This window comes from Microcystis sp. LE19-84.1B (assembly GCF_027531875.1).
GTDB lineage: Bacteria > Cyanobacteriota > Cyanobacteriia > Cyanobacteriales > Microcystaceae > Microcystis > Microcystis panniformis.
In genome coordinates this window covers 13492-34970 of the sequence record NZ_JAPZSR010000031.1, presented here as the reverse complement: position 1 = coordinate 34970, position 21479 = coordinate 13492, and the positions used below count along the sequence as shown (strand labels likewise).

Genomic DNA, 21479 nt, shown 5'->3' with positions numbered 1-21479 from the left:
GATTTTCTATCCGAATGCTTCGCCCGTACTTTTTGCCGCAAACCCTAAGTAGGGAGGCACAATTATTTGTAGGATGGGTTAGCGGTAGCGTAACATGAGCGGGCGTTGGGTTTCATGCTTCAACCCAACCTACGTTCATCTGTTTTTTCCGGCTAGTTTAGGCATAATCTCCCAAATCTTCCCACCGGAAAACCTATCCGCTGCCATTCTTGCCCTAGGTACCCTGGGGATGTGTATGGAACAGGCACGCATGGCAGCGGTGGACTTGGTAGAAATTGCCCAATTTCAGGAAAAAATCAGCGATCCTCGCCTCGATCGCTTTTTTATCGTCACAATTAGTACAATTGTTTTAAAATTATCGGGCTTTTATTTGGCCGTCCTGTGGATAGGATGGGGGGCCTTAATAGTTTTAGTTAGTCAAATTTGGTTTCATTGTTTAGCCAAAATTCAACTGCAGCCAACCACGGAAAAAATTATTGACTATGGCATAGTGCCACGTTTACCCATACTACTCGCCGACGGATGGTCTGGAGTACTTCAATGGCAAACTAATTAGCAACCGCTGCGATGCCTGCGGTGTCTATGATATTTACGATACTAATGGCAATCTCCTGCAAGCAGCTTTCATTACTGCTCCAGCTGCTGCAACTGGTATTGCCTACGATGGTACCGATTTTTACGTCTCAAATGTCTATAACTCATCAATTGGAGTTTATGATGAGGTACTAGGGACACTGAAATCGACTATCAACTTGATTCCCAAGACACCAGGGGACACCTTCTTGATTGAGGATCTTTCTGTAGATTACCTTCAGCGTCCTGATACAGGAGGACAAAGTGTTCCTGAGCCAGCTTCCGTCTTAGGCTTACTTGCCATCGGTGTTTTGGGTGCAGGTTCGGCTTTGACGCGCAAATTATTAAAGTAGGAATCTGACTCAGAAATTCGCTACTTAAAAATCGATAACTAAAAGCGATCGCACTCAATCAATGCAGTGCGATCTTTTTGAACGTCAGTCCTCAGCCTTGAGAGACTTTGTACCTCACCAGTCTGAAAATTGTATAATATAGAATCCCGATTACTTTTCATCTGTGGCAGTTCCGTCATGACTAGATCGACAGAAACAGCGACCCTAACATTATACGAAGAAGATTTTTATCTCTGGCTAAAAACCACGGCAGAACAATTAAAAAAAGGCCAGTTTGCCGAGGTGGATTTAGACAATTTAATTGAGGAGATTGAATCGATGGGGAGAAGTGAAAGACACGCGCTCAAAAGTCTTTTAACTCGTCTCCTAGAACATTTACTCAAATTAACTTACTGGCAATCGGAAAGAGACCGGAATGGCAATCATTGGAATGGAGAAATCAATAATTTTCGGGCAGAAATTCAAGATTTACTGGAGGATAGCCCTAGTTTAAAGCCCTATCTTCGGGAGATTTTTGAGCCATCCTACCATACAGCTTTAGAGGCCGTCCGGAAAAAAATGGGTTTATCCCCTGGCGGTTTACCCAGTCAGATAATTTTTAATCTGGAACAGGTTTTAGATGATCAATGGCTGCCAATCGAGTGGGAATAAACTATTGACTATCTAAATCACTCCTTAAATCGCTAAACAGTCATCAGTGAACTGAAAACTCAAATCTGATAACCGATAACTGATAACTGATAACTGATAACTGATAACTGATAACTGATAACTGATAACTGATAACTGATAACTGATAACTGATAACTGATAACTGATCTAGTTTTACTCAACCAATTTCTTCAGTAGGGCATCCACTTCCTCCAGGCCGGATTGATTATTTTTTAGGGCATAAACTGCTCGCGCTTGCTTAAAAGCCTCCTCTGCCTCTCTTTTTCGTCCTCGGCCCGCGTAGGCCCGACCGAGATTAAGATAGACATCGGCGTTATTGGGGGCGATTTTGGCCAAATCTTGATAGGCGATAATTGCTGCAAGATAATCTTTTCTGGCCAGATGGATGCGACCGATTCCCGCTTGTGCTTCCAAAGATTGGGGTTGTAGGAAAACAGCCCGACGATAAAAGGGAAGAGCCTCGTCAAAACGCTCTTGTTTTTCAAGTAAAATCCCTATTTTTAGCTGAATTAAAAAATTTCCGGCACTTTGTCGTTCTATTTCTTTTAAAATTTGGGTTCCGCCATTTAAATCGCCCTGTTTGAGCAAAAGGCTGGCTAGTTGCAATCTTAATTCACTATTGTTAGGGAATCTTTGCAGGGATTTTTGGAGAAAATCGAGGGCTTCGCTGCTTTTATTCTGTTCAATCAAGGCTTTGCCCATGATTTCGTGGGCTTGCTGATTATTGGGGTCGAGAGCTAAAACCCATTGGTAAACTTCGCCCGCTTTAGCATAGTTTTTTTGCCGTAATAATACCACCCCTAAACCGAGGTAGTGTTGGACGTTTTTCGGTTCTATTTGGATAGCGTAGTAGTAAGCGGTGGCTGCATTCTCATAATCGCCGATATTAGCCAAACTATAACCGAGAGCATGGAAAAAGTCGGGATTACTCGGATCGAGACTTAAAGCTTTTTGGTATGCTTGGGCGGCGGCGTTATAATCCCCTTGCCGCGTTTGTAAAAAGCCAATCCCAGAGAAAATTCTGGCATTATTGCCATCAAGGGCGGCAGCCCGCTCGTAAACGGCTATAGCTTCCCCATAATTGCCATTTTTGACCAATTGCCGCGCTTGACGCAGTAGTTCGTTAACCTGTGAATCCTTGCTCACGATTGCCCCCGCCGGATTATCAGCGATCGCAATTGAGGGGGAGAAACAGCCCCCCGCGAGAAGACCGACGAGCAAGATTAAACGGGTAAATTGTTTCATCGCTTTACCTTTGTTAACGATTCTTAATTAAAATTTATTGTAAATGGTATTGACAAAAATCAACTATTCTGCATCACCCTTGAACGAGATTATTGCGGGCTTCTTGGGCGACTTGGGCGCTTTTGTCGCCAGTTAACTGGGTCAAAACAGCGATCGCATCTTGCCCCCCTAAGCGGCCTAAAGCTTGAGCGAGACGATAGCGCAGTTGCCAGTCATCATCATTAGCCAAGGGAACGAGTAAAGAGACGGCGCGAGGGTCGCCTAGTTCCCCAAAAGCACTAACGGCGGCCGTTTTTACCAATTCATTATCGGAGTTAAGGGCGATTTCCAGCAGTTCAAAGCCCCGGGGTTCCCCCAATTCGCCCAAAGCGGCCACAATGCTAAATTGAATTAACCAGTCGCTGGATTGTTGATAGACAGCCACCAGATCATCGTAGGCTGCCGTTAATTTTAACCCCCCGATCGCATCGGCCGCGGCTGCTTTCACGTCTGCTTCGGGATCATTTAACAAACGATCGCGTAGAATAGTTAAGGCCAGATCAGGATTCTGACGACCGAGGATATCTAGCTGACTTACCGCCGAATAACGCACCCTAGCGTTACTATCGTTAATTAAAGGCTGTAACATCTCGAAGGCGATTTCTGGGGCTAAATAACGCAGTTGATTAACTCCCGATAAGCGATCGCCATAATCATTGGAATCGAGCAGCCGTTGCACGGATTCGGGGGAATAATTCATAATTTGATGACACCCTTAACAATTGGACTGGTATTAATTGTCCCATGAATAGTTATCGAATCCTGACTATCTTGATCATGTTTAGTTCCCCGGTTTTTTGGGGCTGTAGTCCCCCCTCTCCCCCTAAAAAAGAACCGACGGCTAAGATAATCATTTCTCCTTCTCCTAGTCCGATTATTTCCCCATCAGACATTAAAGCTGCTAATCGTTATCGTCAATTGGGATTACAGTATCGTCAACAGGGAGATTTTGTCAAAAGTATTGAAGCTTTAAAAAAATCGGTACAGTTAAACCCCAATCATCTAGACGGGAGAGTAATTTTAGGTTGGACACAACACCTCGCTAAACAACCTTTAGCGGCACAAACAACCCTAGAGGAAACGATTAAAATTGCTCCCGATCATGTGGCTGCTTATAATGCTTTGGGTATTGTTTATCTTGTCGGTGGTCATCTTGAAAAAGCTGTGGTCACTCATACTAAAGCCGCTAATTTAAAACCCGATAATGAAATCGCCTACTATAATTTATCCCTCGCCTATCATCGCCTAAAAGATTTTGATTCAGCTATTAATAACGCTAAAAAAGCAGTTAAATTAGAGCCAAATAATCCCCATCCTCTTGTGGCTTTGGCAATGATTTATTTAGATCAAGGTGATAGTAAAAAAGCACAGGATACCTATAGAAAGGCTAGGGATTTAGACGGTCGTTATCGACAAAAATGGTTTCTGGCACACCTGAAGGAAGCTGGTTTTAGTCAGGAGCAAATTAAATTAGTCGAAAAGTTACTATCTAGTTAGATTGAAAGTTATTATTTCCCCTTAAGATGCCTGTCGATGTCCCAGTTTTAGGAAAATAGTTTCTAAATCTTCGCGGCAAGTATAAAACTCGCTTAAGGTCAGACCAGAAACCACTAAAGATTTCAACAATTCGGCACTATCTTCTAGGGTTCCCGTAAATTTAACTCGGAGAGTATTAGTATTAATAATTCTTTGCCAACTTTCCACAAAAACACATTGTTTAAGAGCGGTTTCTAAGGCCTCTAAATTGCCTAGAGTCGTGATCTGCAAGTATTGACCGGCTAGACGTTGATTTAATTCTTGTAAAGAGGTACTTTCCACTAGATAACCTAATTCCATTATACCCACAGAACTACAAAGTTCCGCTAAATCACTAAGGACATGGGAAGAAATTAAAATAGTCATACCTGCCGATTGTAAGACTTTAATAATCTCACGAAATTGTAGGCGAGCGATCGGGTCTAATCCAGAAACCGGTTCATCGAGAAGTAAAATTAAAGGTTCATGGATAATCGTTCGGGCTAAACTTAAACGTTGTTTCATCCCCCGGGATAAAGTAGCGATCAAATTATGGCTTTTATTGGTTAATTGTACCAGTTCTAGAACCTCATAAATGCGGCGATGACGTTGGGAGCGAGGAATATGATAAAGACGGGCAAAATAATCCAGATAATTCCAGACATTTAGGTCATCGTAGAGGGGAAAATTATCGGGTAGATAACCTAAATTTCTTTTCAGACGGGGATTACTCTCATCTCTTAAAAGACGTTCTCCGTGCAGATATATTTCTCCCGTTGTCGGTTCTTCCGCTGCCGCTAACATCCTAATTAAAGTGGTTTTTCCTGCTCCATTTGGACCGATTAACCCGTAAACTTCCCCCGCTTCAATCTGTAAATCCACTTGATTAACAGCCCCATGGCGGTCAAATTGTTTGGTTAAACCAACGGTAGCAATGGCTAATTCGGGTGTGTTCATAAAGTTTTAGTAGTGGGATTGCTGACAAACTGGCCACCACATTCTTAACATTAACGTTTGGGTTTCCCCTTATCAATAGAACCATTCTTGATGGTATGGTGAGAACCACAACTAGGACAAGGCAATACAGGCGCAGAGGTGATTTTGTTCTGTGTTACACTGATATTTGAGTAAGTCGGACACGAACCACAAAAAGATATTGATCAGAAAACTGATCATCAAGCTAGAGGTTTAAAGTCTGATGTGAGCCGATTATAGCAATTTCCATAGTTGTGAGGTACAGAGTCTTAGGTTTTGAGGAGTCAGGAGTCAGGAGTCAGGAGATAGGAGATTATTTTATTTATTCTCCCTACACCCTACACCCTACACCCTGCCCCCAGGAAAAACTTTTTCAGCAAACCCTAATTATCTGATGATTGCTGGATTTAATACCATGTATAGACGAGAATTACTGCAATTTATTGGCTCTCACGCTCTTTTTGGGGCTATTAATCCAGAATTTACTTGGAATTATCAAAATATTGACCATTGGGGCGAATTATCAAGGAATTATCGCCTCTGCACCACGGGAAAGCAACAAACACCGATCGATCTGAGTATAGTGAATGAAAAAGAGCTATACCAACCCACCTTTAATTATCGTCCTATACCCCTAAAAATTCGCCATAACGGTCGTACAATCTTAGTTCAGACCGAAAAAGGTGGAAACATGAGTTTTCACGGCGAAAACTGGGATTTGTTGCAGTTTCATTTTCATCACCCCAGCGAACATCAGATTAAAGGTCAGTCTTTCCCTCTAGAAATTCATCTAGTGCATGGGAATGGGAAGGGAAATTTAGCAGTTGTGGGTATCTTAGCCGAAATTGGCGCTTTTAATCCCTATTTACAAACCATTTGGGCTTATTTGCCCCAAGAACCTTCTCCTGAAATGATTATCCCCGATACTTGGGTCAATGCTGGGCTTTTACTGCCAGAAAATAGCGGTTTCTATGAATATCGGGGGTCTTTGTCCACTCCTCCCTGTAGCGAGGATGTTCTCTGGTTAGTCTGGCAAAATGCGATCAAAATTTCTCCCCAACAACTGCAACAATTGGCCGCGATTTTTCCCCGTAATGCGAGGAATATTCAACCCTTAAACGGGCGATCAATCCTGCATTCCTAGGCGAAATTGTCGGCATTTTGGCTAATTTAGATAATTTTATTAACTTTTAGACCAACAATGGTAAATAACTCAGGAATACGCTCAATAACTAAAGCTTCAGTGGCTGTCCAGTCACTTTCCTTCGTGGCTAAAACCCCAATAACACTCAGAGGAACCTGTAAAAATAGGTGACTTAAGAGGAGAGCGATCGCAGCAATGACCAAACCTAAAAGCCGCCATTGGGGGAGATAGGCGGCCACGGCAGCCGCTAGAGGCGCAAAATTATAGATAGGCCAAGCGATGAGAATTAGGAGGACGACTCCCAAAAGAGTAAGAAGACGATGGCGAGGACGTTGAAAAAGAGAGAGAATTTTTAACTGTTCGGGGGTGAGTTGACTAGGTTTCAGGGCAACCAACAAAAGACTAAAGATATCAAAAGGTTTTGTCCACTGCATCCAAAAGACGGGTAGGATAGCGATCGCTCCCAGAAATAGCCATTCTAGCCAAAGAAAAGGCAAGGGATCACCCACAGCTAAACCAATCCAAGCGATTTGTAAAAAGATTGGCAAGGCCGCTAACCCTGCCAGATGAATCCACAAAAAAGGTTCTGATTTCATAGAGAGAATTATGAATTATAAATTATGAATTATGAATTATGAAGTGAGGGAGTGGGGAAGTGGGGAGATGGGGGAATTATGAATTATGAATTATGAATTATGACTGATAAGTACCTAAGCAAAATTAATTACACATATCTAACCCCGCTCTTGCCTCTTGCCTCTTGCCTCTTGCCTATCTTCACTAGGAAATTAATTTTGCACGACTACTTAACTGATAACTGATAACTGATAACTGAATCCCGACTCCCTGACGCTGACCGTCTAATTAGCTGGATAAAGTGCGACGTTTCATGACCATTTCGTAGGCTTCGATAATATCGCCTTCTTTCCAGTCATTGAATTTAGAAATACCGACACCGCACTCGAAACCGGTGGCGACCTCCCGGGCATCTTCCTTCATCCGTTTGAGGGAATCAAGAACCCCCTGATAAACAATTTCCTTGCCGCGACGCACGCGCAGGAAGCGATTCCGCACCAGTTTACCGGATTGGACATAACAACCCGCCACGGCCCCACGACCGACGGTGAAGACGGCCCGCACTTCGGCAAAACCGAGGTGTTCTTCCACTTCTTCGGGGTCGAGAAGACCTTCCATCGCCCCTTGAATATCATCGAGAAGCTTGTAGATGATATTGTAATCGCGGATATCGACTCCTTCCCGATCGGCGGATGCGCGCGCACCACTGGCAAGGGTGGTATTAAAGCCCACCACCACCGCACCACTAGCGGCGGCCAGATCCACATCGGTTTCGGTGATTTCCCCCGGAGAGGCGAGGAGAACCCGAATCTGCACTTCGTTTTGGGGCAACTGTTTGAGCGCACCGAGGATGGCCTCGACGGAACCTTGCACATCTGCCTTGAGGATGAGATTAAGTTCCTTGAGTTGTCCTTCTTGAGCTTGGATAGAGAGGGTGCTAAGGCTAACGCGACGGGAGGAGAGGGCCTGTTGTAAACGGGTGTTGCGTCGTTCGATCGTCCGTTGATCGGCAATCGATCGGGCCTCTTTTTCACTTTCATAGACATCGAACTCATCGCCGGCGGCCGGGACATCACTAAGACCGAGGATTTCCACGGCGAAGGAGGGGGTGGCCGCTTCGACTTTTTGACCGCGATCATCGATCATCGCCCGAATTTTGCCGAAAACGGAACCAGCGACGATGCTATCACCGACGCGGAGAGTACCATTCTGGACGAGCAGGGTAGCCACGGGACCTTTGGTGCGATCGAGGTTAGCTTCGATCACGGTTCCCTTGGCCAAGCGATCGGGGTTAGCGACCAATTGCTCTACTTCTGCCACCAAGAGGATCATTTCCAGCAGATTATCGAGATTTTCACCCCGCAGGGCGCTAACGGGAACCATGATCGTCTCACCGCCCCAATCTTCGGCCACCAGTCCCTGTTCGGTCAATTCCTGTTTAATCCGGTCGGGGTTAGCCGAAGGTTTATCGACTTTGTTAATCGCCACCACGATGGGGACTTCGGCGGCCCTGGCGTGACTGATTGCCTCTTTTGTTTGGGGTTGTACGCCATCATCGGCGGCTACCACCAGCACCGCTATATCGGTGACTCTCGCCCCACGGGCCCGCATGGCGGTAAAAGCTTCGTGGCCGGGGGTATCTAAGAAGACAATCTGTTCTGGTTTGCCGTTATGTTCCACATCGACGTGGTAAGCACCGATGTGCTGGGTGATGCCGCCGGCTTCTCCTTGGGCGACTTTGGTTTTGCGGATCGAGTCGAGGAGGGTGGTTTTGCCGTGGTCAACGTGACCCATAATGGTGACGACGGGGGGACGACGCTGGAGACTTTCCCAGTCGGAGACATCGATCATCTCCGTGGTTTTGATTGCCGCCGACTGGGTGCTGGGGGTTTCCACGGTCATCTCGAAGTCCCTGGCGATCATTTCGATGGTGTCCACGTCGAGAGTTTGGGTGATATTAACCGCCATCCCTTTAAAAAATAGAGTTCTGATGATCTCGGTTTCCGGGACTTTCATCAATTCCGAGAGGTCGCGCACGGTGAGACTACCAGTGATGACGATGCTTTCTGGGCGTTTTTCCTCTTGGGGTTCTTGGCGCTCGCTTTTCGGACTGCCGGTGTGGGCGGTTGGTTTACTGGGCCGCTTAACTTTGACTGCTGTTGGGGTGCCAGGGGTGGCCGCTTTAGCGCTGGGCGGTTTGGGGGGACGAGCAGTGGAAAGGGTAAAACTGGGGCTATTGATTAACCCGGATAGTTCCGATTCTAGATCATCATCATCTTCAAAGAGAGCTTGGGTGCGGCGTTTGTTTTTGCCAGCAGTTTTGGCGGTTTTGGCCGCTTTTTTCTCTTCTTCTTCTTCCTCTTCCCAGCTAGATTTTTTAGCCATGCGAGGGGGCATGGTCGGTCGTTTGAGTTTTTTGGGCCCGTCTGCTCCGAGCAATCCGGTATCTGTATCGATTTCTGTGCCATCAACACCAGATTTCTTGGTGGTGTCGGTTTCTTCCTCGCCGGTAGCCGAGATTTTAGCGGGCATACCAGGGCGAACCGGGCGCTTCAATTCCACCGTCTCCCGCACTTCTCTAGTTGGTTCCGCCAGTTTCGGGCTTTTTCCGTCGGGTTTGCGGTTGAGGGTCGGTTTTTCTGGTTTAACCAAGCCAGCCCTGCGCTCAGGGCTAGGGGCGTTTTCGCTCTCGCCGCGCTCGCGTTTTTCTCCCCGGGGCCTGTCGTTACCGCCGGGGGCATTTTTAGATCGGGGTTCTGGCCGGCCCGAGGTGCTGCCCGGGCGTGGTTTCGGGGTGAGGGAAGGTCGATTAGGTGGGGCGATTAAGGTGGGGGCTGCTTCTGGCACTAGCGGGGTTTCGGTCGGGGTTTCTTTCACACTGGCGGACTGAGATAGCATCTGTGCAGCAGTGGCGGTAGCTCCATTTTTCTGCTCGGTGGGGGGAGTTTTTTCGGCCGCACCGTCGCGCCCTGGGGGAGCAACGAGGGGTTTAACTGGGGGACGGGGAGGACTGATTAAAGTCGGTTTAGCTGAGGACCCGGCAGGCCCGGGATAGATTTCCCCTTCTTCGCCAGTTTCGGGGCGGTTGTGTTTATGCAGGGCTAAAATCTTTTGTTTTTTTTCCTCGGCAGGACTAACCGATTCTCGCTGACCCGTGCTATTTTTACTGGTACTCGAGGCCAATCCCTTCGCAGCGATTGCTTTGATGCGTTGGGCATCCTCTTCGCTGATCGTGCTACTGTGGCTCTTGTACTCGATGTTCAACTGGTCACAGATATCCAAAATGTCTTTGTTGTCTAGATTCAATTCTTTTGATAAATCGTAAATTCTGACTTTCGCGTTACTCATCCATTATCCCCCGGCTAAAGTGTTAGTGATCCTATAAGTTGGCTGATTTTTTGATCCTGTCAGGACTGCCCCCTTTCCATGCTAACGATTTTGTGGCTATGATCGTCAATTTTAATCCTGATTTGAACGACCTTGCTTGGCAGTCCCGAGGCGCTCTTGCAAGGATTCATAGAGCGTTTCGGGAATATTGGCTTTTAAGGCCCGTCCGAGACGATTTTTTTGCCGGGCCAGTTGCAGGCAATTAGGTTGCGGACAGATATAGGCAGCCCTTCCCATTCCTTGATCTAATTGTATCTGTCCGGACGGGTGTAGTCGGACAATTCGCCAAAAGGATTCTTTCGGGGCGAAGAGACGGCAGCTAATACAGCGTCGATAATTGACGAAGGGGTTCATTCTTGGTCTAAATCCTGCGCTTCTGGGTCGGTTTCATCGGTTTTTACTTCTTGTTCTCCTTTATAGAGGACTATATCCTTAATATCGATTTTCCAGCCCGTCAGACGGGCGGCTAGACGCACGTTCTGCCCTTCTTTGCCAATCGCTAAACTTAATTGATCCTGTGCCACCAGTACCAATGCTTGTCTTTCTTCGGCATTAGTGAACAAAACTTGGTCGATACGGGCGGGACTAAGGGCATTGGCGATGTAGGTGGCGGGATCTGGAGACCAGCGAATCACGTCGATTTTTTCGCCCCGCAATTCGTTCACCACGGCTTGAATCCGGGAACCTCTGGCCCCAATACAAGCCCCAACCGGATCCACGTCTCTCTCTAAGGTATCGACGGCGATTTTTGTCCGCGAACCAACGTGACGGGAGGGGGGATTGGCTTCCCGGGCGACGGCGACAATACGCACGATTTCCTCTTCGATTTCGGGAACTTCGTTGGCGAACAGATATACTACCAAACCCGCCGCCGCTCTGGAAACGATTAATTGCGGGCCGCGGTGAGAACCTTCTAGGACTTTTTTGAGCAGAACTTTAAAGGTGGCGTTGGCGCGATAGTTATCGTTGGGCAGCTGTTCCCGTTTGGGTAGTTCTGCTTCCACTTCTGGTTGACCGTAGGTACTTTGTACCATGACAATAGCGGCCTGTCTTTCAAAACGGACGACCCGGGCCTGTAAAACCGTTCCTTCCAGATCTTGGAACTCCTCTTGAATCATTTTGCGTTGGTTATCCCGCAGTTTTTGCAGTAAAACCTGTTTAGTTTGAATCGCCGCCATGCGACCAAATTCTCTTTGGTCGGGGGTGACATCAAGAACTACTTCATCCCCTAATTGGGCCTCGTCGGCCACTTCTTGCACTTCTTTGAGACCGATGTGATGGTCGGGATTAGTCACTTCTTCGACAATAGTTTTAGTCGAAAGGATGCGAAACCCTTCTTCTTCTACGTCTAATTCCACATCAAAGTTATTGAAATAATCTTCATGGAATTGAGCGGCTTTTTCTAAACTTTGGGCGCGTCGATAACGTTCATACCCCTTGAGAAGTGCTTCACGCAAGGCTTCCTGTACGGCATTTTTGGGCAGATTATGTCGTTGGCTAATTTCTTCGAGCATTATTTTTAAACCAGGCAAATTAACAGTAGCCATAATTATTTTTTCTCCTTATTTTTGAGTCATTATTTTTTTAGCCATTAGCCTTGTATCAGTTATCAGTTATCAGTTATCAGTTATCAGATGTAAGTTTTAAGTTTTAAGTTAATCAGTTATCAGTTATCTTCATCCTTATCCCTGATTACTGTTTACTGTTTACTGATTACTGCGCTGCTCATCTAAACGGACGCTGATGACGGTAGTGCGATCGATGGTCAGGGAGCGACCTTTTTGGTTAAGATAAATAGATTGCTCATCTCTACCTTGCAGTTTTCCGCGCCATTCTTTTGGTTTTCCCTGGCTATCCTGGCCGGTAACGATGACGGGAAAACCTTTAAAAGACTGAAATTCGCGCTCGCTGCTCAGTTGTCGAGAAATGCCGGGGCTAGATATTTCCAAAACGTAGGCCCCTGGTAAGATTTCTTGACTGTCGAGGGCGGTTTCCAAGGCCCGACTCATCTGCTCACAGTCCTCTAAACCAGTATCTCCCGCAAGATTGCGAATATCGACGCGCAGGACGGGAGGCCTTTTATTGGTTTGGAAAACGATATCGACCACTTCTAGCCCCAAGTTTTCAGCGATAGGGGTGGCTAGGTGCAGCAGGTCGGGGATGAGCGGATGGGTCATGATTTGGACAATAAAAAAAGCGGGCGAAACCCACTTCCCTAAACTGTTAGTGATTGGGATAGGCAGTTGTTAGACTACCTAGCTGAATACAATATAGCAAAAAACCGTCATCACTATTTGCCCTCAGGGTCGTGCTTGGGGGAAAACAGAACAGTGGTCACGATCGAGTCGATCTGTCACAATGAATACAGGGTAACTAGATATAGAGTCAATTATGGATCAAAAATCTCCGCTCACCGTAGTTAGAGCCAAGTCAGCTAAGAATCGTGGTCATCGGCCAGTATGGAAAGGGATTGTCAGCACTTGGATGATTATGCAAACCTTTGGCCCTGTCAGTCCTGCTTGGAGTCAAAAAAACCAAAATACCCTCACCTACGGTGAATTGTTAGAGAAAATCGAGCAAGGCAAGGTAAAAAAGGTGGAAATCAATCCTTCTTTGCAGCAGGCAGCAGTTACCCTCGTCGGTCAAACGGACAAGGATTCCCCGAAAGAAGTCAATTTATTTGACCAAAATCCCGAATTAATCAAGAGACTCGATGCTAAAAAAATTGAGTACGGCATTCTCCCCAGCACTGACAATTCAGCCCTGATCAATGTTCTCACTAACCTGTTAGTGATTATTATCGTCTTGGGATTATTGGTGTTTATTATCCGTCGTTCTGCTAATGCTTCCGGTCAAGCGATGAACTTCGGTAAATCAAGGGCGCGGTTTCAGATGGAGGCGAAAACTGGCATAGAATTTAATGATGTGGCGGGTGTGGATGAGGCCAAGGAAGATCTAGAGGAAGTGGTGACATTCCTCAAACAACCGGAAAAATTTACGGCTATTGGCGCAAAAATCCCGAAAGGAGTCCTGTTAATTGGTCCACCGGGGACGGGGAAAACTTTACTGGCTAAAGCGATCGCAGGAGAGGCAGGAGTACCTTTTTTCAGCATCTCTGGGTCGGAATTCGTGGAGATGTTCGTCGGGGTTGGTGCGTCGCGAGTGCGAGATCTGTTCCGAAAAGCCCAGGAAAATGCCCCTTGTTTGGTTTTTATCGATGAAATTGATGCCGTTGGTCGTCAACGAGGGGTCGGTTATGGGGGAGGTAATGATGAACGGGAGCAAACCCTGAACCAATTATTGACGGAAATGGACGGTTTTGAGGGAAATACCGGCATTATCGTCATTGCCGCCACCAACCGCCCCGATGTTTTGGATTCGGCCCTTTTGCGTCCGGGTCGTTTTGATCGGCAGGTAGTGGTGGATTATCCAGATTGTAAGGGACGTTTGGGCATTTTAGAGGTCCATTCTCGCGATAAAAAGGTGGCTGCTGATGTGGCTCTGGAGGCGATCGCCCGTCGCACCCCCGGTTTTACTGGGGCAGATTTGGCTAATATGCTCAACGAAGCGGCGATTTTTACCGCTAGAAGACGGAAAGAGGCGATTACCATGGCGGAAGTCAACGATGCGATCGATCGGATTGTGGCCGGTATGGAAGGGCGCGCTTTAGTCGATAGTAAAGCCAAGCGTTTGATCGCCTATCACGAAGTTGGCCATGCGATTGTCGGTACTCTCTGTCCCGGCCACGATCAGGTGGAAAAAGTCACCCTGATTCCCCGGGGTCAAGCGCAGGGGTTAACTTGGTTCACTCCCGATGAAGAACAGGGTTTAACCAGTCGTTCCCAGTTATTAGCCCGAATTGCGGGATTATTAGGGGGACGAGTGGCGGAGGAATGTGTCTTCGGTGAGGATGAAGTGACCACCGGGGCCGGTAATGATATTGAAAAAATTACCTATCTGGCCCGACAGATGGTAACGCGTCTGGGAATGTCGGAATTGGGATTGATTGCTCTAGAGGAGGAGGGTAATTCCTATCTCGGTGGTGCTGGTGCCGGTTATCATCCCGACCATTCTTTCGCGATGATGGCGAAAATTGATGCACAAGTACGGGAACTTGTCAAGCAATGCCACGATTTAGCAACAAAACTTATCCTTGACAATCGTGTGGCGATCGATCGCTTGGTGGATATACTGATTGAACAGGAAACCATTGACGGCGACGAATTCCGGCGTTTATTGACGGAATTTCAGCAACAAGCGGATCGGTCAATGGTGACTACGGTTTAATTTGCCCTTCGTCTCCTCGCTTCGATTAAGTGGTTAGGAGACGATTTCACCTACTAAAAACCTGTTGGTATCTAATAATATCTTATTAGACTAACAGTTTTGGGGCATCGGTGACTCCCCGTGAGTTTGACTGTTTGAAAAAACTACTGGTAGAGAAGCAGATTTGACTTTCCTGCCTTCGCTGGGGGGAGATTCCCCCCTTCTAGTTCGGGAAACTGCTAATTGCAGTGCCTCTAGGACTTTCGCTGGTTCAAACATTTGGTGTCGGGAGATATTCTGTTCACTTAAGAGCTTACAGAGTTTCCCCCATTGACCCCATGATTGCACTAAACCATCCTCTGGTGATTCAGTACAAATCCCTATTATTGGCCAATAAGAGCGAGGTATCCTCTCACAGAACCCTAATGCTCGTCTGGCAATCACCATGGCCGCAGAAAAAGCTGAATTGAGCCCATATTTAGCCATATATTTCACCATCCCAATAACCGATGTGGCAAAAGGATTTTTGAAAATGACTTCTATCCCATATTTTTCGGCTCTAGCGACTAAAAACGCTCTAAATTTATCATAAACAAAGCCACTAAGCATCCGATTATACTTTTTCGGAGAATGTCTTAACGTAGCTTTCTTTTGACTAAAATCTAAGTCTTCACAAGCGATGGGACATTGAAAAGTTTCAGCTATTCTGACAATTTCAGCCACAATGTTCCTTAAAGATGCTTCAACTTGTCCCGTCGTTCCTGTGGGAATCTCCCAAGAAAATAAGGTTTTCTTTCCTTCTTGTGAATGTAAGTTTCCATCTCTTTTAACATAAACAAGGTCAATAGATTGAGCATTTAAGTCAATCCCTAGACACCCATTTATTTGATGAGAAATATAAGGAATTGCTGGCACATAAGTGGATAAATGAATGTACCATTTATTTTCTTTATGTTCTCTTCTAAAAATCTGAACCGTAACAGGTTTATTAGATTCTAAGGCATAAAGCAAATCATGTTTGCGTCGTCCATTGACAACAAAATCTAAAGTTATTTTTGTCCCATAAATTTCTTGATAACAACGAGGAACTGTAATAGTAACAGTGAAAATATCATCTTCTTCTTGGTGCGCGTGCTGGTTCCGAGGTTCCCTCGGAACAGTTCGCTCCGCTTGATGATGAATTTTCGTGACTGGATTATTGCCATCCACTGACCCTTTACCGATACTATAAAAATTGCCTCCTCTATGAAGTCTCCAATCTTCTAACCATTCTTCATGATTAGCATAGCCATTGATTTCTAGATGATATTGAGCCTTAAATAACTTCTTTGACCCCCAACAAATGTGAAGTCTGTCTGTTTCCTTTAAATCAGAAAGTTCCTGTTTCTTTCGTTGTAATCTTTCTAGTTTAGATTTGACCCCTAATAATCTCTTGTTAAAGTTTCTTCCATTCGCCGTAGTCGAATTTTGATAAGCCTTCTCTAGAACTTCTAATTTTTCTCTAACTTTCCTAAATCCTGCTTTTAAATCTGTTTCAAGAAGTTCTATGTGATTGGCTTTAGCTGTAGTTAATTGGTCAAACACTGAACTAGCATTTGTCGCTAAACTATCAGCCCATGCCCATTGAATATCAAATTGGGTTTGATAGTTTTTCTCTATCTCATCCTCAGATAACCCTTTTTGTCTATCATTTAAAGCGCGGCGTAAAAGACTTTGATAATCCTTTCCCCAATCTTCTAGAAAGGGATGATATTCTATCTTACTTTCAATCCCTATTAATCTTTGATAGCTCGGTCTATCGGTCTTTTTTTTTGACCGACTTATCCGGGTTAACTTAGCTTTTAAGGATTTCTTTTTAGCCATTTTTCTGAGATTAGCCACCCTAAGTAGTCGTGCAAAATTAATTTCCTAGTCGAGACTCCGAGACTCCGAGACTCCGAGACTCCGAGACGGGAGACGGGAGACGGGAGACGGGAGACGGGAGACAGCTATTAGGGATCGGATTTGAGTTTTCAGTTCACTGTTTCCTCACACCAGAAGTCTGACGGAGTAGTGGCTTAGATGTGTAATTAATTTTGCTTAGGTACTTAAGATTTTATTTATCTCTTTTTTATATTTCCTTAACCCGTAGAGACGACAAGAGAAAGAATGAATCACTGCCATTAAATCTTCAATGAGTTCTTGTTGAGGTGATCAAGTTTGAGCATTAGCTACTATTAGCTTACCTTCATGGCTTTTTAAAAAGTGTTCAAAATATTCAAACCCGAATCGGCATAATCTATCTTTAAAGGCAATCACTAAAATCCCAATTTGTTGATTTTCAATCATTGTCATTAGTCGTAAGAATTGAGGACGAGTATAATTTAATCCTCCTCCAATTTCTTCGATGACTTCATCAATAATATAACCTCTGGCTCAACAAAACCGTTCTAAAGCTTCTATTTGTCGAATCAGGTCTTGTTTTTGTTTGGCAGAGGAAACTCTGGCATAGATAACCGTTTTTTTCGGAATTTGTGGTTGTTCTAGACTTAACGCTTTGTAGTAATCTTCTTCGGTATAATAGCGGTGTCCCGATGGGAGTCTATGGGCAGGTAATTTTCCGTTTTTATCCCAAATTCTTAAGGTTCCTATGCTCCGGTTAATCTTTTTGGCAAATTCACCTGGTTTGTATCTAGCATTCAATCACTGACTCCTAATATCTGCTATACTTTATAATATCTTAGCAGATATAGTTAGCTTTTTGCTACCTAAACGAAGCAGCAGAAAATCTGCTAATCAGTCGGACAAAGCCAGAATTAACGACTAACATTGTGAGCGGGAATTTTATTAATGGAATGGCCGTTATGATTGCCTTTGGTGGAGGCAATAATATTAGCTTCTAAAGCTGAAGTCATCTCGGCCAACATTTCTAAATTGAAACGATAGCCGACGTTGCGGACGGTTTGAATTAAATTAGGTTGCCTGGGATCGGTTTCGATTTTTTTCCGCAGAGAGAGAACATGAGTATCGATTGTCCGGGGATTATCAATTTCCTCGGGCCAAGCGCGACGCAGTAAATCGGCTCTTGATAGGGGTGTTCCCTCCGCTTGGGCTAAAACGTAGAGTAGGCTAAATTCTTGGGGCGTTAATTCGATATATTCCCCGTGAAATTGTACCCGTCGTTGGGCTAAATCTATTTTTAATTGCCCATAATCCAAGTGTAGAGGAGCAGCCCTACTGCCTAAACGACGAGTTAACACTTCTACCCTAGCCATAAATTCTTGCATTCCAAAGGGCTTTCTCAGGTAGTCGTCGGCCCCTGCTTTTAAACCATTGACCACATCTTTTTCGCCATTGCGGGCCGAGAGAATCAGTATTAAAGACTGTTTTTGTTGATCAAGCCAACGGCAGAGTTCGATTCCATCCCCGTCCGGCAAGTCGGAATCGATAATTGCTAAGGTTGGTTGACGATGAAGGAAAGCTTGACGCGCACTTTGCAGGGTTGCCGATTGATTAACCAAATAACCGGCCTGTTGCAGATGCCAAGCTAATAGCGATCGCAAGTGCGGGTTGCCCTCAACAATAGAAATATGGATCGATACCACTTGAGTTTCTGCCCCATTACTGCACAGATTGACACATTGTCAGGGTATCAGAATTAATGTCAAGATGTTGTAACAATCGTAACATTCGTCGGTCGTCAGCTTTGAATCAGTGATCAGTTATCAGTTATCAGATCTGAGTTTTCAGTTCACTGATTACTGTTTACTGTTGACTGGTCACTGAAAAAAAGCTCCCCGCTCCCTGCTCCCTACTTCATAATTCACCCCATGTGCAACTAATTTTGGCTCTTCTCGACTTTGTGTGATAATTTTTGCTTATGGAATCGTGAAATGCTTACTGGGCAAGACTTTTAGGACTATTTTGCGGATATTCTATCAGTATAGACCTCGTTTTCACACAGAAACCAGAAGCGCCATATTGTCTGTCTGATAATATCTTATTGATTGTTCTCTCAGCCATTTAACCATTAACCAGGGAGCATCTCACCTTTGTAACCCCTAAATCAGGTTTTTATGTCAAGCTATTTTGAAAGCCTTGCTAGAAACCAGTTTTATGGATAAGTATAATTACTCACTTGCATAAATGAGATGCTCCCTTTAACCACTAAAAAACCACCAGAACACCATGATAGATAACTTTGCCGCCAACGACCTCTATAACTGTATAGATAGTCTAGATTCCTCAGATTTTCAGAAATTCCTAGGGGGGAATAACTCATCAATTTTTCCCACCATAGCCACTAATCGAGCCACATCTCTTTTCAAAGAAGAAGTAGCGAGCATTGATCTTGATCTTACTACCTTAGATAACGCCGGCAATACCTTAGCAACGGCCCGTGATATCACCATTGGAGCGACTCCCACCAGCTACAGCGATTTTGTTGGTTCTACAGACACCAATGATTACTATCGTTTCAGTTTAGGAACCAGTAGCGACTTTAGCCTCAATTTAACGGGATTAAGTGCCGATGCCGATGTGTCCTTATTAGATAGTAATGGCAGTGAGATTACTAGCTCCACTAATGGCAGTACCATCAGTGAGAGTATTATTCGTCAACTGAATGCGGGTACTTACTTTGTCCTGGTTTATCCCTACAGCGGTAGCACTAACTATGACTTAAGTTTAGCTGCCACTGTCGGGATTCCTGATAACGCCGGCAATACCTCAGCAACGGCCCGTGATATCACCATTGGAGCGACTCCCACCAGCTACAGTGATTTTGTTGGTTCTACAGACACCAATGATTACTATCGTTTCAGTTTAGGCAACAGTAGCGACTTTAGCCTCAATTTAACGGGATTAAGTGCCGATGCCGATGTGTCCTTATTAGATAGTAATGGCAATGAGATTACTAGCTCCACTAATGGCAGTAACATCAGTGAGAGTATTACTGGTCAACTGAATGCGGGTACTTACTATGTACGAGTTTATCCCTACAGTGGCAGCACTAACTATAACTTAACCCTGTCGGCGACCACAGCCACAGTTGTACCCGGATATAGTGCCACTTCAGGATACGGTTTAGTTAATGCCGCAGCAGCCGTCGCCGGAGCCTTGAATCAAAGTCCTTTTGCCAATGTTCCCACTTTTGGTGGTGCTAATGACTGGGGGGTTAACTTAGTTAATGCTCCGGAAGCTTGGGCAAGAGGTTATACAGGACAAGGAATCGTCGTTGCTGTACTAGATACAGGAGTTGACCGCAATCATGCCGACTTAGCGGGCAATATTTGGACGAATGCGGGCGAAATTGCCAATGATGGGCTTGATAACGATGGCAACGGTTACGTTGATGACGTTTATGGCTGGAACTTTGCCAATGGCAATAATAACACTTTAGATGGCAACCGCCATGGTACTCATGTGGCGGGAACCATTGCTGCCGGTAATAATGGTTTCGGAGCCACTGGTGTGGCCTACAATTCCAGAATTATGCCGGTGAAAGTTTTGAGCGATTCCGGTAGTGGCAGCTATAGTGGCGTTGCCCAAGGAATTCGCTACGCCGTGGACAACGGTGCCGATGTGATTAATATGAGTTTGGGCGGTGGTAGCACTAGCAGTGCAGTTCAATCGGCCCTCCAGTATGCCAGCAGTCGCAGTGTTATCGTGGTTATGGCCGCCGGTAATGCGGGGGCAGCTCAACCCGGTTATCCCGCTTTCAATGCCACCTCTTGGGGTCTTGCCGTAGGTGCCGTTAATAGTTCTAACCAGATGGCTTCCTTCTCCAATCGTGCTGGCTCCAATTCTTCGATGAGGTATGTCACCGCTCCAGGCGTGCAAGTGTATTCTACTCTCCCTAATGGTGGCTATGGTTTCTTGAGTGGAACCTCCATGGCAACACCTCATGTGGCCGGAGTGGTGGCCCTAATGTTGAGTGCCAATCCGAATCTGACCGATGCTCAAGTACGTCAAATTATTACTGCCACAGCCGGTAATGTCGCCTAAAACTTGGCTGTTTTTCAGCCTCAGATTTCTTATCTTTAGCCATCAGCGAAAAGCTGGTGGCTGATTCCCAGATCTCAGACAAAAAAACTCGTTTACTTTTCGGTAAACGAGTTGACTTTCCATGATATGATTAATAGTCCTGTGAATTATTTGGCAACTGCTACCGGTGCTTTGACGGGCTGGGGCTGGGCCTGGGGCTGCAGGTCGCGCAAACTTGGGAAAAGGAAGTGGTTTTCCTCCACATATTGCGCTCCAAACAGTCCTTTTTCAGCCCAGAAATAGCGATCGGTTGTATGCTCGTTACGCTTAACAATCAATAAAGCTGGTGGGCTAATGCCTATAGCTTGAATATACTTACGCGCCGCAGTTACGGGTTTATCTTCGCCACTTTCAATACTATACTGGGGTATAAGTTCAAGTATCTTACGTCCTTCTTGACGACGGCGACTTTTACGTTTCCGTTTTCTGGCCAACCCAATTACCTCCTGTTTTGGCTAATCGTTGTAATGATAGTTACAAAAGCCGTAGCAATTATATCCGTTCTAGACCAAGAAATCAAGTGTCTCTCACAAACCCAATTACAGACAAGTTTGACTAGAAGCTAGACTGAGACTAGGTTTAAGTTTTTATGACAAAAACACACCCACAAATATCGATACAAAACTTATTATTCTTAAACTTTTTTTAATATATACCTTGATCCACCCCGAAAATAGTGACCAAACCCTTGTCCTAATTGCTTTTTGCCG

The 21479-nt window shown here is 45.3% G+C and carries 18 protein-coding genes and 3 pseudogenes; 7 read left to right on the top strand and 14 right to left on the bottom strand.

Features of this window, described 5'->3' with window-relative positions:
• Positions 1-94 precede the first annotated feature (94 nt).
• From O9324_RS01855 to O9324_RS01845, 3 genes and pseudogenes are all read left to right on the top strand, one after another.
• Positions 95-523: pseudogene (locus O9324_RS01855) on the top strand (PEP-CTERM sorting domain-containing protein); the annotation flags it as partial.
• 229 nt (positions 524-752) lie between these two features.
• Positions 753-926 carry a PEP-CTERM sorting domain-containing protein gene (locus tag O9324_RS01850; protein ID WP_353851668.1) on the top strand — a complete coding sequence of 58 codons (174 nt, stop codon included), beginning with the start codon at positions 753-755 and terminating at the stop codon, positions 924-926.
• Positions 927-1103: 177 nt separating this feature from the next.
• Positions 1104-1577 (top strand): DUF29 domain-containing protein, encoded by a 474-nt coding sequence (locus O9324_RS01845; protein WP_002768367.1) that lies wholly within the window; start codon positions 1104-1106, stop codon positions 1575-1577.
• Positions 1578-1636: 59 nt separating this feature from the next.
• On the opposite strand, the gene O9324_RS01840 is transcribed toward O9324_RS01845, so the two are convergent.
• The 3 genes from O9324_RS01840 to nblB form a co-directional block, all read right to left on the bottom strand.
• Positions 1637-1759: a hypothetical protein gene (locus O9324_RS01840; protein WP_288139334.1), complete on the bottom strand. Its 123-nt coding sequence runs from the start codon at positions 1757-1759 to the stop codon at positions 1637-1639.
• The gene (locus tag O9324_RS01835) at positions 1752-2843 is read right to left on the bottom strand and encodes a tetratricopeptide repeat protein (protein WP_288139333.1); all 1092 of its coding nucleotides are present in this window, start codon (positions 2841-2843) and stop codon (positions 1752-1754) included. Before O9324_RS01835 ends, O9324_RS01840 begins: the two co-directional genes overlap by 8 nt.
• A gap of 73 nt (positions 2844-2916) precedes the next feature.
• Positions 2917-3582: a phycobilisome degradation protein NblB gene (nblB, locus tag O9324_RS01830; RefSeq protein ID WP_288139332.1), complete on the bottom strand. Its 666-nt coding sequence runs from the start codon at positions 3580-3582 to the stop codon at positions 2917-2919.
• Positions 3583-3626: 44 nt separating this feature from the next.
• Here nblB and O9324_RS01825 point away from each other — a divergent pair, with 44 nt between their 5' ends.
• The gene (locus O9324_RS01825; protein ID WP_287629659.1) at positions 3627-4379 is read left to right on the top strand and encodes a tetratricopeptide repeat protein; all 753 of its coding nucleotides are present in this window, start codon (positions 3627-3629) and stop codon (positions 4377-4379) included.
• A gap of 21 nt (positions 4380-4400) precedes the next feature.
• On the opposite strand, the gene O9324_RS01820 is transcribed toward O9324_RS01825, so the two are convergent.
• Positions 4401-5354, bottom strand: coding sequence for an ABC transporter ATP-binding protein (locus O9324_RS01820; protein ID WP_287629658.1), 954 nt, complete (start codon positions 5352-5354; stop codon positions 4401-4403).
• Between the two features lie 53 nt (positions 5355-5407).
• A pseudogene (locus tag O9324_RS01815) lies at positions 5408-5570 on the bottom strand (ISNCY family transposase); the annotation flags it as partial.
• Between the two features lie 217 nt (positions 5571-5787).
• On the opposite strand from O9324_RS01815, the gene O9324_RS01810 reads away from it, so the two are divergent.
• On the top strand, positions 5788-6516 hold the full coding sequence (locus O9324_RS01810) for a carbonic anhydrase (RefSeq protein ID WP_288139331.1): 729 nt from the start codon (positions 5788-5790) through the stop codon (positions 6514-6516).
• 26 nt (positions 6517-6542) lie between these two features.
• On the opposite strand, the gene O9324_RS01805 is transcribed toward O9324_RS01810, so the two are convergent.
• From O9324_RS01805 to rimP, 5 genes are all read right to left on the bottom strand, one after another.
• Positions 6543-7112, bottom strand: a complete 570-nt coding sequence (locus O9324_RS01805; RefSeq protein ID WP_288139330.1) for a low-complexity tail membrane protein — start codon at positions 7110-7112, stop codon at positions 6543-6545.
• Positions 7113-7380: 268 nt separating this feature from the next.
• Positions 7381-10440 (bottom strand): translation initiation factor IF-2, encoded by a 3060-nt coding sequence (gene infB, locus O9324_RS01800; RefSeq protein ID WP_287629656.1) that lies wholly within the window; start codon positions 10438-10440, stop codon positions 7381-7383.
• A gap of 111 nt (positions 10441-10551) precedes the next feature.
• On the bottom strand, positions 10552-10833 hold the full coding sequence (locus O9324_RS01795) for a YlxR family protein (protein WP_002768359.1): 282 nt from the start codon (positions 10831-10833) through the stop codon (positions 10552-10554).
• The gene (gene nusA / locus O9324_RS01790; protein WP_004159547.1) at positions 10830-12026 is read right to left on the bottom strand and encodes a transcription termination factor NusA; all 1197 of its coding nucleotides are present in this window, start codon (positions 12024-12026) and stop codon (positions 10830-10832) included. Before nusA ends, O9324_RS01795 begins: the two co-directional genes overlap by 4 nt.
• Before the next feature lie 159 nt (positions 12027-12185).
• On the bottom strand, positions 12186-12656 hold the full coding sequence (rimP, locus tag O9324_RS01785; protein WP_287629652.1) for a ribosome maturation factor RimP: 471 nt from the start codon (positions 12654-12656) through the stop codon (positions 12186-12188).
• Positions 12657-12870: 214 nt separating this feature from the next.
• Between rimP and ftsH the strand changes: the two genes are divergently transcribed.
• Positions 12871-14766 (top strand): ATP-dependent zinc metalloprotease FtsH, encoded by a 1896-nt coding sequence (gene ftsH / locus O9324_RS01780; protein ID WP_288139329.1) that lies wholly within the window; start codon positions 12871-12873, stop codon positions 14764-14766.
• A gap of 90 nt (positions 14767-14856) precedes the next feature.
• Here the strand turns inward: ftsH and O9324_RS01775 are convergent, their stop codons facing one another.
• The 3 genes and pseudogenes from O9324_RS01775 to O9324_RS01760 form a co-directional block, all read right to left on the bottom strand.
• Entirely contained in the window at positions 14857-16608 is a 1752-nt protein-coding gene (locus O9324_RS01775; RefSeq protein WP_288139328.1) for an IS200/IS605 family accessory protein TnpB-related protein, read from the bottom strand.
• A gap of 216 nt (positions 16609-16824) precedes the next feature.
• A pseudogene (locus O9324_RS27410) lies at positions 16825-17427 on the bottom strand (IS607 family transposase).
• A 113-nt stretch (positions 17428-17540) separates the two neighbouring features.
• Positions 17541-18329, bottom strand: a complete 789-nt coding sequence (locus O9324_RS01760; RefSeq protein ID WP_287672112.1) for a response regulator transcription factor — start codon at positions 18327-18329, stop codon at positions 17541-17543.
• 583 nt (positions 18330-18912) lie between these two features.
• Here O9324_RS01760 and O9324_RS01755 point away from each other — a divergent pair.
• A complete protein-coding gene (locus O9324_RS01755) occupies positions 18913-20730 on the top strand; it encodes a S8 family serine peptidase (RefSeq protein ID WP_288139326.1) in 1818 nt (605 codons plus the stop codon).
• A 146-nt stretch (positions 20731-20876) separates the two neighbouring features.
• Here the strand turns inward: O9324_RS01755 and O9324_RS01750 are convergent, their stop codons facing one another.
• Positions 20877-21203, bottom strand: a complete 327-nt coding sequence (locus O9324_RS01750; protein ID WP_287731175.1) for a DUF3155 domain-containing protein — start codon at positions 21201-21203, stop codon at positions 20877-20879.
• Positions 21204-21479: the final 276 nt, after the last annotated feature.